Raw genomic sequence first — 15,110 nt, 5'->3', positions numbered from 1 at the left:
ACTGCTGTAAGGTTGCCTAGATATAATAGCCAAGGAGCATGAAATGCAGTATTGAAGATAAGGAGTTGAAAGCATGAATCCATCCGTTACACAAAAAGAAAGAATTGTGTCCTTAGATATTATTCGGGGATTAGCGTTATTTGGTATTTTATTTATTAATGTAGGTGCTTATCAAATAGTAGTTGAAGGAGGACCGGTGCCAGCCTATAGTAAATTCAATAGTGTGATTGATACACTAATTGATATATTCATTGAGAAAAAATTCTTTTCCATTTTTTCATTTCTTTTCGGTGTCGGTTTTTATATTTTTGCTTCACGCGCTGAAGCAAGAGGTGATAAGCCTCGATGGCGTTTTGCAAGACGTTTACTAGCATTATTTGTTATTGGGATTGTGCACATATTTTTTTTCTGGGGTTCCATCCTTTCTGCATATGCAGTAATAGGTTTGTTCTTACTACCATTTTATCGAGCGCAGATTGATACAATTCGTAACTGGCTTATTGGTATAATTACTGTTCACATTGTAAGCATACTTGGGCAAATGTTTTTGCCAAACTTAGCTATCCTTTCAACAGTTTTCAATATACTAGGGAATGATACAATAACTATTTTTATTATGTTTTTAACAGGTTTTCTAGTAGCAAAAGCTGACTGGATAAGAAATGTGAGACAACTTACCAAACAAATAAAGTTGGTCTTATATGTAACAGCTCCAATATTTGTAGCTATATCTAGTTGGATTTGGTTTGCATCTCAAAATGATGATCAAAAGCTTCAATTAGTACTAGGTTTAGGTGTAATCCCGACTACATATTTTTATTTAGCGAGTTTATTCCTGATTCTAGAACACAAAAATGTTGTAAAAATGCTACAGCCAATTGGACGGGTAGGTCAGATGGCATTTACAAATTACTTAGCTCAGAGTTTTATAGGATTAGCAATTATATCGCTCATGGGACTCGAAGTACTTTCGACTTCCTATATTGTCATCATTGCCATTATGATTTTTGTAATTCAAATCATCTTTAGTATCATTTATTTTAAATTTTTCAAAATTGGGCCATTGGAAAAAGTGTGGAGATGGATGACGTACGGAAGAAAAGTAACGACAAAATAATGATTTCAACGTCAGAGTATTATTGCTCTGGCGTTTTTTTATTGACAATACTTTTGTGCTTAAATATAGAATTGCAAATAAGAAGAACGTAATATGCGATATCAATGCAAATATAAGCAGATTCAACTTCATAATTTTTAGATAATTATTAATGATTGTTTTTTAAAACTATTTTGAAAAAATGGAAACTATGCTAAACTTAGCATTAAGTGAATAGCGAATGCAGAATAAAGGTGCTCTTTTAAGAGCTTAATAGGGAATTCGGTGCAAATCCGAAGCTGTTTCCGCAACTGTATGTGTAGATGACTCCAGAAAATACCACTGTCAAACGAGGAAAAATGCCTCAAGTAGATGGGAAGGTTCTGATTAGGGTACACAAGCCAGGAGACCTGCCTTTATTTCATCGTATTAAATCTCTTCGGAAGCTAGGAGAATTTACGGCAAATAGATGGACAGGCAAATAGTATTTTGAGCCTTTTTCTGTTTTCCTTGGATGCTCTCTCTTTTATTAGAGAAGCATCTTTTTTATTTTCTAGTTATTGCAAGCGCATTCATCTATAAAAAATTGGGGGGAAAGAAATGGACTTTTATAAAAAATGGTTGAATATAGCGATTGTCTTTATCTTATCATTTTCGTTATTATCACCCGTTGCATTCGCTGAGACACAACAAAATGATGCTAGTGAGTTAGAAACAGATTCTAGTATTCAAACTAATGAAGAATCATTAGAGAAAGAAATGACCGAGCAAACGGAAAGCGAACTATCTCCTATTACCAGTAATGATAGTGCGACGATATTTAATAATACGGAACCTAAAGGTTATGTGACGGTTTCCGTAGAGAAGTTTACACTGGGGCAGGGCTACATAAAGGAGCCTGTTCGTGTTCCTTTTTATGAAGGGGATAATATAGCTAAGGTTATAGTTAACCTGTTAGGAGAAGGCAACTATGACATTACAGGGTCTGTAGAAGAAAGCTTCTACTTATCAGGTGTCTTTGATCCTGATCCTGGAGAAGTGAGCGTCCCAAAATACATTCTTGATGAATCTGGTCCAGTTGATGGAAGAATAGAATCCGACTGGTTAAATCAAATGGACTATACAACTATGTCGGGCTGGATGGTAGCTGTAAATAATAACTTTATTCCTCGAGGTGCTTCTGAATGGTTCCCAGAAGATGGTGATATCATTAGATGGCAGTTTACAGTATGGGGGTATGGAGCAGATTTAGGTGGTGGCTTAGAGGGAAGTAGTTTAATTACTCCAGCGAATAAAGACGAGTTAACAGCGAAAATTGCCGAAATTAATAGCTCGCCAACTAAAAACGAAATTTTAGCAAATGAACAAGTAAAGTCTTCTTATGACGCCGCCTACGTGCAGCTTAAAAATATGGAGAGTAGTCAAACAAATGTGGATGCAGCACTTCTCCATTTAAATGCTGCTTTAAATGGAGAAGGGGAAGAAATCGTTAAAGCTGATAAAACAGCTTTGCAAACAGCGGTTCAACAAGCTGAACAAACAAAAGCTTCTGTGAAAGTAAGTTTAGATGGAAAAGATGTAGCTCCTACTGATTACTGGGTTACTCAAGCTGAAATAGATGCATATACAAATGAAATTATAGACGCACAGGAACTAATCGCAGATGAAAATGCCAGTCAAGAAGAAATAGATGCAAAAGTTTTAGCGCTAAATCAAGCCACAAATGCATTTAGTAAAAAACCTGGTTTACAAACGGATATTACTAGCACAGTGAAATTTACTGTCGCACCTAAAGCTGTGATGTTAAAGCTTTATGATACGAATGAGCAAGAAATAAACATAGGCTCTGGTGTTGAAGGGACATACAATGTTTATACAGCAACTATACCAGTAGGAAGTTATCGCTACGAAGGATTTGATAGCAATCATAACAGTGTTGGCGGTGGTCAGCTAACAGTAAAAGCAGAATCAAATCAAGAATTTCAATTCCGCCAGCTTAATTTTAAAGCTAGTAATACAAGTTGGAATGTTAATAGTGATTACACTGTAAAAGTTGGGCAAGAAATACCGAACGATACGTCATTAAAACTAGGTAAAGTAACTACACAAGGACAGACTCCAGTACTAGCTCTAGTAGGGGGAAAAATCTACTATACATTTGAGCCAGATGCAAAGCATACACAATATGTTCCAGTTAGTAATAGCACTACAGTAACACTTTCGGCTTCAGCTCAAACAATTAGTGCAGCTATTCCGTTTTCTGGTGATATTAAGTTTACAGTCCCTGAAGATGCTGAATTATTTGTAGGAAAAAAAATCAAACACTTTATTGCATTTGAAGAAGTCCTGCCTGAAGGGGTAGCTACGATTAACCCGGATGGTACAAAAACTTTTTCTTTCAAGTTAATAAACAATGGTGATTATAACTACCGAGTTAGCCAAGCAGGAAAACTTACAAATGTAGGTACATTTAAAGCAAATGCTCAAAATGCAACATTGGCAATTACAAAACAACAGCTCTCAATTCAATCGCCAACAGCAATTTTAAATAAAGGAACATATCTTGAAGGTAATATTTATTTAAATATTAATGAGCAAAATCATTTGAAGTTAAACCAAGGAGAAAGCTTCAATTTACTAACATTACGAAGCTGGCAAGCATTAATAGAAGGAATTAACAACTATTTCTTTGAGCCTGATTTCCATTATGAAATCATAACAGGCGATGATGTAATTCAAATTGATCCTGGTAAGCCAGGAAGTTATTCGACAGTCAAAGCATTGAAAAATGGTACAGCTGTTGTAAAAGTGACGTATGACGCATTGAAGGTTAATGGTTCCGGATACATTAGTGATGCGAATGATGCATTTAGTGCTATTTGGCCAGAAAATGTCGGTCTCTTTGTTGTGACTGTTGGTCAAGGTGAAACAGGTATTTCTACAGGTATAGAAAGTAACAAAGAACGTAATCAAAAAATTAATGAAGGTAAAAAAGGTGGGGACCTTCTAAACTTACAAAATGGTGTTTTTGATGCTGATATTGATAGTGTTTACTATGTTCAAGGCGAACAAGGAGCATATTATACTTTTACTCCGACTTCTGGAAGCTCAGTAAGCGTTTTGCGTCCGGAAATTAATCATAGTATAGGAACAGCATCCTATGGAAATGGTGAATTTTCAACAGAAAGTGTTCAATCTAGTGGAAATGGCTCTTTCACAGTTTTATTAACTGAAGGACGTAATATAGTTAAGGTTGAAAAAGATGGAAAAGCTGAGTATCACGTGATGACAGCACGTCCACTTGATGTAACGATTGAAAACTTAACAGCAGCAAATGAAAAAATAGTACCTGGAGATAAAGTTAAAGTTACTTTAAAAGGCTTGTCTTTCCCTGCGAATAAACTTTCTGGTATATATAACTTCCAAGGTCAGCTGAGATTTTTCGCTGGTCCTGAAAATACTCTTGTTTCGGGCGATGCAAGACAATACAATATGGCAACGCAGGCAAACAGTGTTACATTTACAATTCCACAAGAACACAAGGGTGAATACAAGTTAACAGATGGGCATATTCGTCTGAGTTATTTTGGAAGTCCAATAGGTGAACACCACAATATTAATCCAATAACTGGAGCGAGTCCTAACCTTAATGCATCAGCTCGAGAAGGCTACTACAGCATCTTCCCAGAGATTTCGATTATTTCAGATGAAAAAGTAGTCATTGATAAATCAGTATTACAAAGTGCAATTGAGAAAGCAGAACAAAACAAGGGTTCTGTAAAAATAAGTACTGATGGAAAAAATATAGACCCTGCTGATTTTTGGGTTACTCAAGCTGTACAAGATGCCTATACAAATATAATTTTATCTGCCCAACAACTAATAGCAGATAATACAGCGGAACAAGATGGCATTGATGCGAAAGTTTTAGCACTAAATCAGGCCACAACGATATTTAATGAAGCGAAAAAAGTTGGAACAAAAACTAATGCTGATACAACAACTTTGAAGGCTTATAAAACTGTTGGTCAATACATGGTAGATAAACTACCTAACCCTAAATTCGATAATGAGTGGTGGATAATTTCATTAGCACGCGGAGGCTATGAAGTACCGAAAGAATATTACGAAACGTATTATAAAAACGTCGTTGACCATGTTGTTGCAAAAAATGGCGTACTCGATAAACGGAAATATACAGAATACTCACGTTTAATTATTGCCCTTACTGCAATTGGTAAAGATCCAACAAATGTCGGTGGTTATAACTTAGTTGAAAAACTATCTGATTTTGACCAAGTAATTTGGCAAGGTGTAAATGGTGCGTATTTTGGATTAATTGCTCTTAACACATGGAACTTTGAGCTACCAACAACAGCTACAACAACACCTGAAAAGCTGATGGAGCACATTTTAAGCAAGCAATTAGCTGATGGCGGCTGGGCTTTATCAGGAACAAAGTCTGATCCAGATATGACAGCTATGGCTATACAAGCACTAGCTCCATACTATAACAACAATTCAAAAGTTAAGATAGCTGTTAATAATGCATTAGATACGTTGGCTGCTATGCAATTAGAGAATGGTGGCTATAAATCATGGGGTGTAGAAAATGTTGAAAGCGCTGCTCAGGTTGTTACTGCACTTGCAAGCGTAGGCATTGATGCGAATAAAGATCCTCGCTTTAATAAAGTAATTGCTAATATTATGACTTATTACAGTCCAGAAGACGGTGGCTTTAAACACGATTTAAACGAAAAGCAAGCAAACGGAATGGCTACCGAGCAGGTTGGCTATACATTAGCAGCCTATCATCGTCTGCTAAACGGTCAAACAGCACTTTATGATACGTCCGATACGAAGTCTAATAATCCATCTAATCCAGGAGAAGGGGGGAACCCGTCTAACCCAGGAGAAGGTGGAAACCCTTCAAACCCGGGAGAAGGTGGAAATCCATCTAACCCAGGGGGAAGTATCCCAAGTGGTTATGCAACATTTTTAATTAGAATTTCTTCTTCCGAGATTCCATTAAGAACAACTACTGTTCAACTAAATACCGGAGATACAGTATTCGATGCATTAAAACGTGTGACAACTGAAAATGGTATCGATTTAAGCTATCGAGAAACACAATATGGCACATATATCGATGGTATTGCGGGTCTTTATGAATTCGACCGCGGTCCTTTAAGTGGTTGGATGTATCGTGTAAATGGTCAATTCCCTTCTTATTCTGCAGGACTCTATAAATTATCACCTGGGGATTCTGTGGAATGGCTATACACACTTGATTTAGGTAAAGATATCGGTGGATATGTTGATGGTATCGAAAGTGGAGGTAAAGGTGAAGGTGAAGAAAATAAAGAATGTAAAGAGAAAGAAACAGATAAATGTAAAGAAGAAGTAAAATGTAAGGCCGATGATAAACAATGTACTGAAGAAACAGAAAAAGATAATAAAGACGATGATGCAGTGTCTGAAGAACCAAATAAAGATAGTTCATTAGCTGAGATTACTATTGAAGATGGTAGTAACAAAGCAATTATTAAATCTGAAAATATTCAAGATTATATTAAAAAGAACATTCAAAAGATAGTTATTCAAAGCAAACAGAATTTCAAGATAGAAGTCCCTACTTCAATTTTTAATAGCATTAAACTTGCTGAAAACGAGGAGTTAACAGTCGAAGTAACAAAGGATACTAAAGATAAAAAATTCTCTGTTTCATTCGGTATTGAGTCTACAAACGGTAAAACAAAGCCAATTACTTTAGGAAAAGAATATTTGAAAGTTACACTATTGGATAGCGAAATCAAATCAAATACAGTCGTTTTACAGCTTGTTGATGGGGAATATAAACCTGTTCCACATAAAATAGTGAATGGTGAAATTGTTTTGTTCACAAAAATAAGCGGTACATTCGTTTTAACAGAAAATACAGTAACATTTAAGGATATTGCACAGTTAGCAAACAAAGAAGAAATTGAATTTTTAGCGAGTCGTCACGTAATCCAAGGAACTACACCAGAGACGTTTGAGCCAAATAAACCAATTACGCGTGCCCAGTTTGCAGTATTAATTAGCCGTGCCCTTGGTTTACAAACTATAGGTGAAAACCCATTTAATGATACAAAAGGAAAATGGTATGAGGCAGATATTCAAGCTCTATATGAGGCAGGTATTACAAAAGGATCAACTGCTTCAACATTTAAACCTGATGCGCCTATTACACGTCAGCAAGCTGCTGCATTTATGGCACGCATTCTAGAATATTTAAATACTGATGTGAAAACCGCAGGAGAGATTAATTTCAATGATGCTAGTCATATTAGCGCTGAATACTTACCTTATATTAAGCTATTAAATAGCCTTGATATTATGACAGGTAAGCTGGATGGTTCATTTGACCCTAGCTCGCCAATTACACGTGGACAAACAGCAAAAATTTTAAAACGGACGTTAAATATCTCAGGCATTATGTAAATTTCTTCACTAACCCAAATGCATTTTGTATTTGGGTTAGTACCCTTTTATTGATGGAGGTTACTCTAATGAAAAGAATATCTAAGTTTATAATGGTACTTGTTTTGTTGCTTACTATGGCGGCACCAGTCTCCGCACAGCAAGTATCAACAATGGATAGTTATAAAATAACTGGTCAGTTTTTAGTTAACAAAGCACCTAATCCTTCTTTTGGTGATGAGTGGTTTGTTATTGCGCTTGCAAGGGGAGAATACAATGTTCCAAAAGGCTATTTTGAAAAATATTATGAAAACGTCGAGAAGCATGTAAAAACTGTAAAAGGAGAATTACACAACCGTAAATATACGGAGTACTCACGTTTAATTATTGCACTCACTGCCATTGGAAAAGACCCTACTAATGTAGGTGGCTACAATTTAGTGGAAAAATTAAGCGACTTTGATAAAGTTGTATGGCAAGGTCCGAATGGGGCTTTTTTTGCACTAATCGCTTTAGATACATGGAGCTTTGAGCTTTCCAAAACAGCAACAACTACACGAGAAAAACTTATCCAGCATATTTTATCAAAGCAATTGCCTGACGGCGGTTGGGATTTATCTGGTGTGAAAGCAGATCCTGATATGACAGCTATGGCTATTCAAGCGCTCTCCACTTATAAAGACAGATCAGATGTTAAGGTTTCTATTAATAAAGCACTTGATACTTTAAAAAACTTGCAAGGAGCTAATGGAAGTTACCAAAGCTGGGGAACTACAAATTTAGAAAGTGTTGCCCAAGTAATTACAGCACTTGCTAGCTTAAATATTGATCCGAACAAAGACCAACGCTTTAATAAGTTATTTACAAGCTTTTTTACTTTTTACAATGCCCAAGATGGTGGATTTAAACATGTATTAACTGAATCAGTAGCCAATGGTATGGCAACAGAGCAGGCCTCTTATACATTGGCAGCATATAACCGTCTGCTTTTAAGCAAAACAAAGCTATATGATACATCTGATAAAAAGCCAAGTAATACGTCAACACCAGGCAAGCCAAGCCAACCTACAGCTCCTCCGACTAAGGTGAGTTTTAAGGATATTCAATCGCATTGGGCGAAGACTGATATTGAAGCTGCAGTAGACAAGGGCTTATTAAAAGGTTATGAAGACAATACATTCAGACCAGATAACAATTTAACTCGTGTACAGGCAGTATCGATTTTAGTTCGAGCTCTGCATCTAACAAGTTCCGGAAATGCCCCTTTCACGGATATAAACTCGTATAATACTGAAACAAAACAAGAAATTGCTGCTGCTTACGAGGCTAATTTATTAGCGATTACGTCAAATAAATTTCTACCTTCCTCACCAATTACTCGTGAGGAATTAGCAGTAATTCTAGCAAATGCATATACACATAAAACAGGAAATCCGTATGTATCCAATGTAAATGCACCTTTAAATGATATTGCGAAGTTATCAAAGGAATCGCAACAAGCAATTACATTTTTATATGATTTTGGAGTTGCGCAAGGCTCCAATGGTGCGTATAATCCAAAAAACTTTATAACACGCGCCCATGCGTCTAAAATGTATGTCAATTTCTTAAAGGTAGTAGAGGAGTAATATGAAAATAAAATTACCCTTATTACTATTAGTATTACTCACTATCTTTTTAACAGCATGTAATATTCAAACGGTAGAGAAATTTGAGCAAATGCAAGAGCAGGAACGGAGCGTTGAGCCCAAATCTACTACTGAACAACATGAAGCAACAGAAGAAACTCCTTCAGTTGAGGAAGAGAAACAAGCTGAAATGAAGTCTGGAATCGATGAGAATTCCAAAAATGAGAAGCAGGACAAACCTCAGCAAGAAGTACAGCAAGAAAACCAAGAAGTAGTGGAACAACCAAAAAAGGAAGCTGAGAAAAAGCAAGAAGTCACAAAAGCCCCAAATACAAAAACTGAACAAACAGCTACTAATAAAACTGGCGATAAAGAAAAAACAAATACAGTTATGCCACCAAATGAAGTTCAGCAACAGCCAGCTACCCAAAAACGCACTGTAACCATTGCGATTCGCGTTGATACGTTACTAAAGCATTGGGATAAGTTAGATTCGAACCTCCAAAGTGAGAAATATGTACCTAAGAATGGTATTATTTTGAAGCCAACAACATACGAACTTCTTTCAGAGAAGGATACTGTGTGGGATGTATTACAGCGTGCAACAAAGGAGTATAAAATTCAGATGGAATACCAAGGAGCAAACGAAAATATTTATAATAGTGTCTATGTGGAGGGAATTAATCATTTATACGAATTTAGTGCGGGGGAATTAAGTGGTTGGATGTATAAAGTAAACGGTGTTTATCCCAATTATGGCTGCAGTCAGTACGTATTAAAGGATGGCGATGTAATTGAATGGCACTATACAGTTGATTTAGGGCGAGACTTAGGAAATCATTGGGATGGTAACTAATGAAGGCATTTGAGACATATCATCCTATTGTTCTTTTCTCTTTTTTTGCCGCTACTATTGCCTTATCCATGTTTTTTATGCATCCAGTCTATTTAGCTATTACAATTTTCTTTGCAATAAGCTTAAATTTTGCTTTACGCAGGCGGTCTTTTTTTAAGGACTGGAAAATATATGTACCTCTATTTTTCATAATGGCAATTATTAACCCTTTGATTAGCCATAATGGTCAACTTGTATTACTTTATATAAATGGCAACCCACTTACGTTAGAGGCGATTACATATGGTATCGCAATTTCCACAATGATTGTCTCTATTATGCTATGGTTTAGCTGTTATAATGTCCTAATGACGTCAGATAAATTTATTTATTTATTTGGAAAAGTGTCACCAGTAATTTCACTAACATTGTCAATTTCATTGCGATTAGTGCCCCGTTTTAGGCGGCAATTAAAGCAAATTGTACTAGCGCAAAAAGTAATCGGAATGGATTATACTTCAGGCTCTCTATGGCATCGCATCAAATGTATAATTCGTATCTTATCTATTTTAATTACTTGGGCGTTAGAAAATGCCATTGATACTGCCGATTCAATGAAAGCTCGTGGCTATGGCGTTACTAAGAGGACTGCTTTTTCTATATTTATTTTCGAACGTAGAGATGGCTACGTTTTGACAATAATTACATTGCTCTTTATTAGTAATTTAGTTGCAAGTTTCATTGGTGTAACAACATTTGATTATTATCCCACTTTCGGGATATTTAAATGGGAAATCACTAGTATCTTGTTTTATACTAGCTATTGCATTTTGCTAGCTATTCCATTAGCAATCGAAATAAGGGGGGCATTAAAGTGGCGATCGTTAAAATCGACAATGTAAGTTTTACTTACCCTAATGAAGCCAATCCTATATTAAAAAATATTAACTTAAATATTCAGCAAGGTGAATTTATCGTGCTCATAGGACAATCAGGCTGTGGAAAAAGTACTTTGCTTCGCCATTTCAAACGAGAATTGCGACCGCATGGTTCAATGACAGGTAATATTTTTTATCAAGATTGTGACTTAGAACAGTTAACTGCTGAAGTGGCTGCAGCGGATATAGGCTATGTATTTCAAAATCCTGATAACCAAATTGTTACTGATAAAGTATGGCATGAGCTTGCTTTTGGACTTGAAAGCCTAGGTGTCGATACATCAACAATTCGCAGGAAAGTAGCTGAAATGGCAAACTTCTTTGGTATTCAGAAATGGTTTCATCATAAAACGACCGAGCTTTCTGGTGGCCAAAAGCAACTTTTAAATTTAGCATCCATTATGGTTATGCAGCCGAAGCTACTGCTGTTAGATGAACCAACATCGCAATTAGACCCAATAGCTGCATTGGAGTTTATCCAGACACTGCATCGTTTAAATAGAGAACTAGGTATTACAATTATATTAATTGAGCATCGTCTTGAAGAAGTGTTACCCCTTGCTGATCGAGTATTTATTATGGATGAAGGTAGCATTTTATTTGACGGTCCACCTAAGGAAATTTTAAATTCTCTACCAGAGAAACACGCAATGATAACGGCATTGCCAGCTGCTACTAAAATTTTTCACTTGTTAAATGGTACAGGGCATATCCCACTTACTATTCGCGAAGGCCAACGTTGGCTTCAGAGCCAGCAATACAATTTATCTCAGTTGATTACTATTCCGACAAAATCCCAAAATAAAACGGATATTGTTTTAGAAGCAAACGATGTTGCATTTCGCTATGAAAAGAATCATATTGATATTGTTCATCATTTTAATTTACAAGTGGGGGAAGGCGAATTTTTAACTATAATAGGTGGGAATGGAACAGGAAAATCTACAGTTCTTTCTATTCTATCTGGACTACAAAAGCCTTATCATGGCAAAGTAATGTTATTAAATAAAGCTTTAAAAAAATATAGTAATAAACAATTGTATCACCAATATTTGACTTTACTACCCCAAGATCCAAAGACACTATTTGTACAAAAAACTGTACATCAAGAGTTAGATGATATGGCGCATTTACATAAGGTTACAGATGATAAAGTTCAGGAAACTATCCAAATGTTTCGATTAACTCATTTATTAAATCGACATCCATATGATTTAAGTGGGGGCGAACAGCAAAAACTAGCTCTCGCAAAACTTTTATTAATAGAACCAAAAATTCTGTTGCTAGATGAGCCGACCAAGGGGCTGGATGCACATGCAAAAGAAGAACTCGCAGATTTATTAAAAGGTTTACAAGCTAAAGGTATGACAATTATTATGGTGACACATGATATTGAATTTTCTGCACAACACAGCAATAGATGCGCTCTATTTTTTGATGGCAGTATTGTATCTGAGGGGGAACCGCGAGAGTTTTACAGTGGAAATAATTTTTATACGACTGCTGCTCATCGAATATCAAGAGATTTATTGAGCAATGCCATTACATGTGAGGATGTAGTAACTTTATGCCAAAAAACATACGTATAACTATTTCACTCATTGTTATTTTTATTTTAATTCCACTAACGTTACTTGCTGGTATTACGGTAATGGCTGACCGAAAATATTATTTTATTTCGTTGGTTATTATGATTTTGGCGTGTATTCCATTTTTTCTATCTTTTGAACGTAGAAAGCCTCAGCCGCGTGAAATTTTAATCATTGCAGTAATGTCTGCTATATCTGTGGCAGGACGTGCCTTATTTGTTGTTACCCCTGGATTTAAACCTGTTGCAGCTATTACAGCTATTACTGGTTTTTCACTAGGAGCAGAAGCAGGTTTTTTAACAGGGGCCATTTCTGCATTAGTGTCGAATATGTTTTTTGGACAAGGTCCTTGGACACCGTTCCAAATGTTTATGTGGGGAATGATTGGGTTTATTGCGGGCTTGTTAGGCAAAACGGGTGTAATGCATAAAAAAATCCCCCTTATTATATTTGGTATTTCAGCGGGGATATTTTTTTCGTTTGGAATGGATATTTGGGGAACTGTATCAATATATGGTGTTTTCAGCTGGGAAGCCTACTCACTGGCATTGACTTCTGCAATTCCTTTTACAATAATTTATGCTATTTCTAATGTAATTTTTCTACTATTATTAGCTAAACCGATTACTGAAAAGCTAGAGCGGATAAAAAATAAATATGGGATATTACAATAGACTTTTATATTCAAAAGTAGCCTAGAGGTATGACGGTATTAAGATTCAATATTTGATTTCTTTTTTGCTAGCTGTCAGTAGGCTAAATTAAAAAAATCCACAAAGTTTCCTTTTATGCAGGAGACTTTGTGGATTTTTAGTTTCAGTATTTAGTTTATTAATCGTTCCAACCTTTACAAACATCAATCCATTGCTGATAAGGTGTATACGCTTCTAGCTCCTGAATGGTAAGTTCAATTGCGGAATTGCTGCTGCCGCAAGCTGGAAATACCGTTGCAAAACGTTTGAGTGATTCATCTAAATAAACAGCAACCCCTTCATTAATACCGAACGGGCAAACCCCTCCGATATCATGCCCAATTCGTTCGTTGACTTCTTCCTTTGCAAGCATTTTCGCTTTCGTTTCAAACATAGCTTTATATTTCGCATTGTCAATTTTGGCATCACCCGCAGCTACAATCAAAATGGCACCATCATTCACTAGAAACGATAGTGTTTTAGCGATTCGTTCTGGTTCACAGCCAAGTGCCTGTGCTGCCATTTCAACAGTTGCAGAGCTTTCATTCAGTTCCTGTATTTTATGCTGTAAATTCCATTGTGCGAAATGCTCGCGTACTTTTTCAATTGCCATATATAAAAACCTCCTTGCAGTTTAATTTATTTTAACATAATTTTCAGAATTTAAGGACGCGAATTGCTAATGTTAAAAAGATTGAAAATTCGAAATTAAAATTCGGGAATATCTGCTAAAATATAATATAAGGAAAAAAAGGAGGTAATTACATGGAGTATCAACCTATTAATTTAAGTGAAAAGTTATCAAAGTTTAATGAGCAGTGGTCCCCTAAAGTTATTGGTGAAATGAATGACTACCAGTTTAAATTAGTTAAGATTCAAGGTGATTTTGTATGGCATCAACATCGTGAGACAGATGAGGTATTTATTGTACTGGATGGGGAAATGGTGATCGCATTTCGTGATGGAGAGGTCAAACTATCTAAAGGAGAAATGTATGTAATTCCAAAGGGCGTGGAGCATAAGCCTTATGCTGAACAGGAATGCCAAATAATGCTAGTGGAACCTAGAGGCGTTGTTAATACAGGTGAAACAAATAGCGGAATGACGGCAGAAAACGATGTGTGGATTTAAAGTGATAGCTCGGAGGAAATCGCCGATAAACCCAGGGAATCGCCGATAGCCGGGAGCAAATCGCTGATAAAACCCAGGGAATCGCCGATAGCCGGGAGCAAATCGCCGATAAAACCCAGGGAATCGCCAATAACCGTGGTCAAATCGCCACAAAACCTGTGCAAATCACTACTATGAGAACATATCAACCTCCATTGGAGTGAACGTATCGTATGGATAAAAATTTTACAATTAGAAAAGCAACCGAACCAGATGCGAAAGCAATAGCAAAAGTACATGTAGACAGTTGGAGAACAACATATGCTAACATCGTTCCTGACGAATACTTAATAAATTTATCGTATGAAAATCGAGAACAGCTATGGATAAAGAATATTTCAAATGACGCTGTATTTGTAGCGGAAAATAATGAAGGACAAATTATTGGTTTTTCTTCTGGCGGTAAAGAAAGAAGCGGTAAATATATTGAGTTTGAAGGGGAGCTATATGCCATTTATCTTTTGAAAGAATGCCAAGGGCAAGGGATTGGGAAAGCACTTGTTACAGCGATCGTAGAAGAAATTAAAGCAATGGGATTGCGTTCTATGCTTGTGCTTGTCTTGAAAGATAATAGTTTTCATCGATTTTATGAAGCACTTGGCGGGAAAAAAATAGATACTGTTAAAATTCAGATTGCTGGCAAAAAACTAGATGAACTTGTTTACGGGTGGGCAGATATTCGGAACATATTTTAATTTCC

At 36.2% G+C, this 15,110-nt stretch carries 10 protein-coding genes and 1 riboswitch; of the genes, 9 read left to right on the top strand and 1 reads right to left on the bottom strand.

The window, feature by feature from the left end; translation table 11 throughout:
* Nucleotides 1-73 precede the first annotated feature (73 nt).
* From ACIP9G_RS09410 to ACIP9G_RS09380, 7 genes are all read left to right on the top strand, one after another.
* A complete protein-coding gene (locus ACIP9G_RS09410) occupies nt 74-1,117 on the top strand; it encodes a DUF418 domain-containing protein (protein ID WP_401018948.1) in 1,044 nt (347 codons plus the stop codon).
* A 214-nt stretch (nt 1,118-1,331) separates the two neighbouring features.
* Nucleotides 1,332-1,528: riboswitch (cobalamin riboswitch) on the top strand.
* A 168-nt stretch (nt 1,529-1,696) separates the two neighbouring features.
* Complete coding sequence (locus tag ACIP9G_RS09405) at nt 1,697-7,579, top strand: S-layer homology domain-containing protein (RefSeq protein WP_401018947.1); 5,883 nt, start codon at nt 1,697-1,699, stop codon at nt 7,577-7,579.
* 68 nt (nt 7,580-7,647) lie between these two features.
* Nucleotides 7,648-9,186, top strand: a complete 1,539-nt coding sequence (locus ACIP9G_RS09400; RefSeq protein ID WP_401018946.1) for an S-layer homology domain-containing protein — start codon at nt 7,648-7,650, stop codon at nt 9,184-9,186.
* A 1-nt stretch (nt 9,187) separates the two neighbouring features.
* The gene (locus tag ACIP9G_RS09395) at nt 9,188-10,042 is read left to right on the top strand and encodes a DUF4430 domain-containing protein (protein ID WP_401018945.1); all 855 of its coding nucleotides are present in this window, start codon (nt 9,188-9,190) and stop codon (nt 10,040-10,042) included.
* On the top strand, nt 10,042-10,923 hold the full coding sequence (locus ACIP9G_RS09390) for an energy-coupling factor transporter transmembrane component T (protein WP_401018944.1): 882 nt from the start codon (nt 10,042-10,044) through the stop codon (nt 10,921-10,923). Before ACIP9G_RS09395 ends, ACIP9G_RS09390 begins: the two co-directional genes overlap by 1 nt.
* Nucleotides 10,896-12,548, top strand: coding sequence for an ABC transporter ATP-binding protein (locus tag ACIP9G_RS09385; protein WP_401018943.1), 1,653 nt, complete (start codon nt 10,896-10,898; stop codon nt 12,546-12,548). The genes ACIP9G_RS09390 and ACIP9G_RS09385 overlap by 28 nt, the downstream gene beginning before the upstream one ends.
* The gene (locus ACIP9G_RS09380; RefSeq protein ID WP_340825500.1) at nt 12,527-13,222 is read left to right on the top strand and encodes an ECF transporter S component; all 696 of its coding nucleotides are present in this window, start codon (nt 12,527-12,529) and stop codon (nt 13,220-13,222) included. Before ACIP9G_RS09385 ends, ACIP9G_RS09380 begins: the two co-directional genes overlap by 22 nt.
* 157 nt (nt 13,223-13,379) lie before the next feature.
* Here the strand turns inward: ACIP9G_RS09380 and ACIP9G_RS09375 are convergent, their stop codons facing one another.
* Nucleotides 13,380-13,853: a YbaK/EbsC family protein gene (locus ACIP9G_RS09375; RefSeq protein ID WP_401018942.1), complete on the bottom strand. Its 474-nt coding sequence runs from the start codon at nt 13,851-13,853 to the stop codon at nt 13,380-13,382.
* A 152-nt stretch (nt 13,854-14,005) separates the two neighbouring features.
* Between ACIP9G_RS09375 and ACIP9G_RS09370 the strand changes: the two genes are divergently transcribed.
* Both ACIP9G_RS09370 and ACIP9G_RS09365 read left to right on the top strand, forming a co-directional pair.
* Nucleotides 14,006-14,371 (top strand): cupin domain-containing protein, encoded by a 366-nt coding sequence (locus ACIP9G_RS09370; protein ID WP_401018940.1) that lies wholly within the window; start codon nt 14,006-14,008, stop codon nt 14,369-14,371.
* Nucleotides 14,372-14,583: 212 nt separating this feature from the next.
* Nucleotides 14,584-15,105, top strand: coding sequence for a GNAT family N-acetyltransferase (locus ACIP9G_RS09365; RefSeq protein ID WP_401018939.1), 522 nt, complete (start codon nt 14,584-14,586; stop codon nt 15,103-15,105).
* Nucleotides 15,106-15,110: the final 5 nt, after the last annotated feature.

The sequence above is a fragment of the Lysinibacillus sp. NPDC093197 genome (assembly GCF_044754025.1).
Lineage (GTDB): Bacteria > Bacillota > Bacilli > Bacillales_A > Planococcaceae > Lysinibacillus.
Note: the sequence above shows the minus strand (reverse complement) of the source record. Positions and strands in the feature narration are given on the sequence as shown.

Excerpts from the sequence above, each read along its gene's own strand:
- ACIP9G_RS09405 (WP_401018947.1), top strand. The coding sequence starts at position 1,697 with ATGGACTTTTATAAAAAATGGTTGAATATAGCGATTGTCTTTATCTTA.
- ACIP9G_RS09370 (WP_401018940.1), top strand. The coding sequence starts at position 14,006 with ATGGAGTATCAACCTATTAATTTAAGTGAAAAGTTATCAAAGTTTAAT.
- ACIP9G_RS09410 (WP_401018948.1), top strand. The coding sequence starts at position 74 with ATGAATCCATCCGTTACACAAAAAGAAAGAATTGTGTCCTTAGATATT.
- ACIP9G_RS09375 (WP_401018942.1), bottom strand. The coding sequence starts at position 13,853 with ATGGCAATTGAAAAAGTACGCGAGCATTTCGCACAATGGAATTTACAG.
- ACIP9G_RS09395 (WP_401018945.1), top strand. The coding sequence starts at position 9,188 with ATGAAAATAAAATTACCCTTATTACTATTAGTATTACTCACTATCTTT.
- ACIP9G_RS09380 (WP_340825500.1), top strand. The coding sequence starts at position 12,527 with ATGCCAAAAAACATACGTATAACTATTTCACTCATTGTTATTTTTATT.
- ACIP9G_RS09400 (WP_401018946.1), top strand. The coding sequence starts at position 7,648 with ATGAAAAGAATATCTAAGTTTATAATGGTACTTGTTTTGTTGCTTACT.
- ACIP9G_RS09390 (WP_401018944.1), top strand. The coding sequence starts at position 10,042 with ATGAAGGCATTTGAGACATATCATCCTATTGTTCTTTTCTCTTTTTTT.
- ACIP9G_RS09365 (WP_401018939.1), top strand. The coding sequence starts at position 14,584 with ATGGATAAAAATTTTACAATTAGAAAAGCAACCGAACCAGATGCGAAA.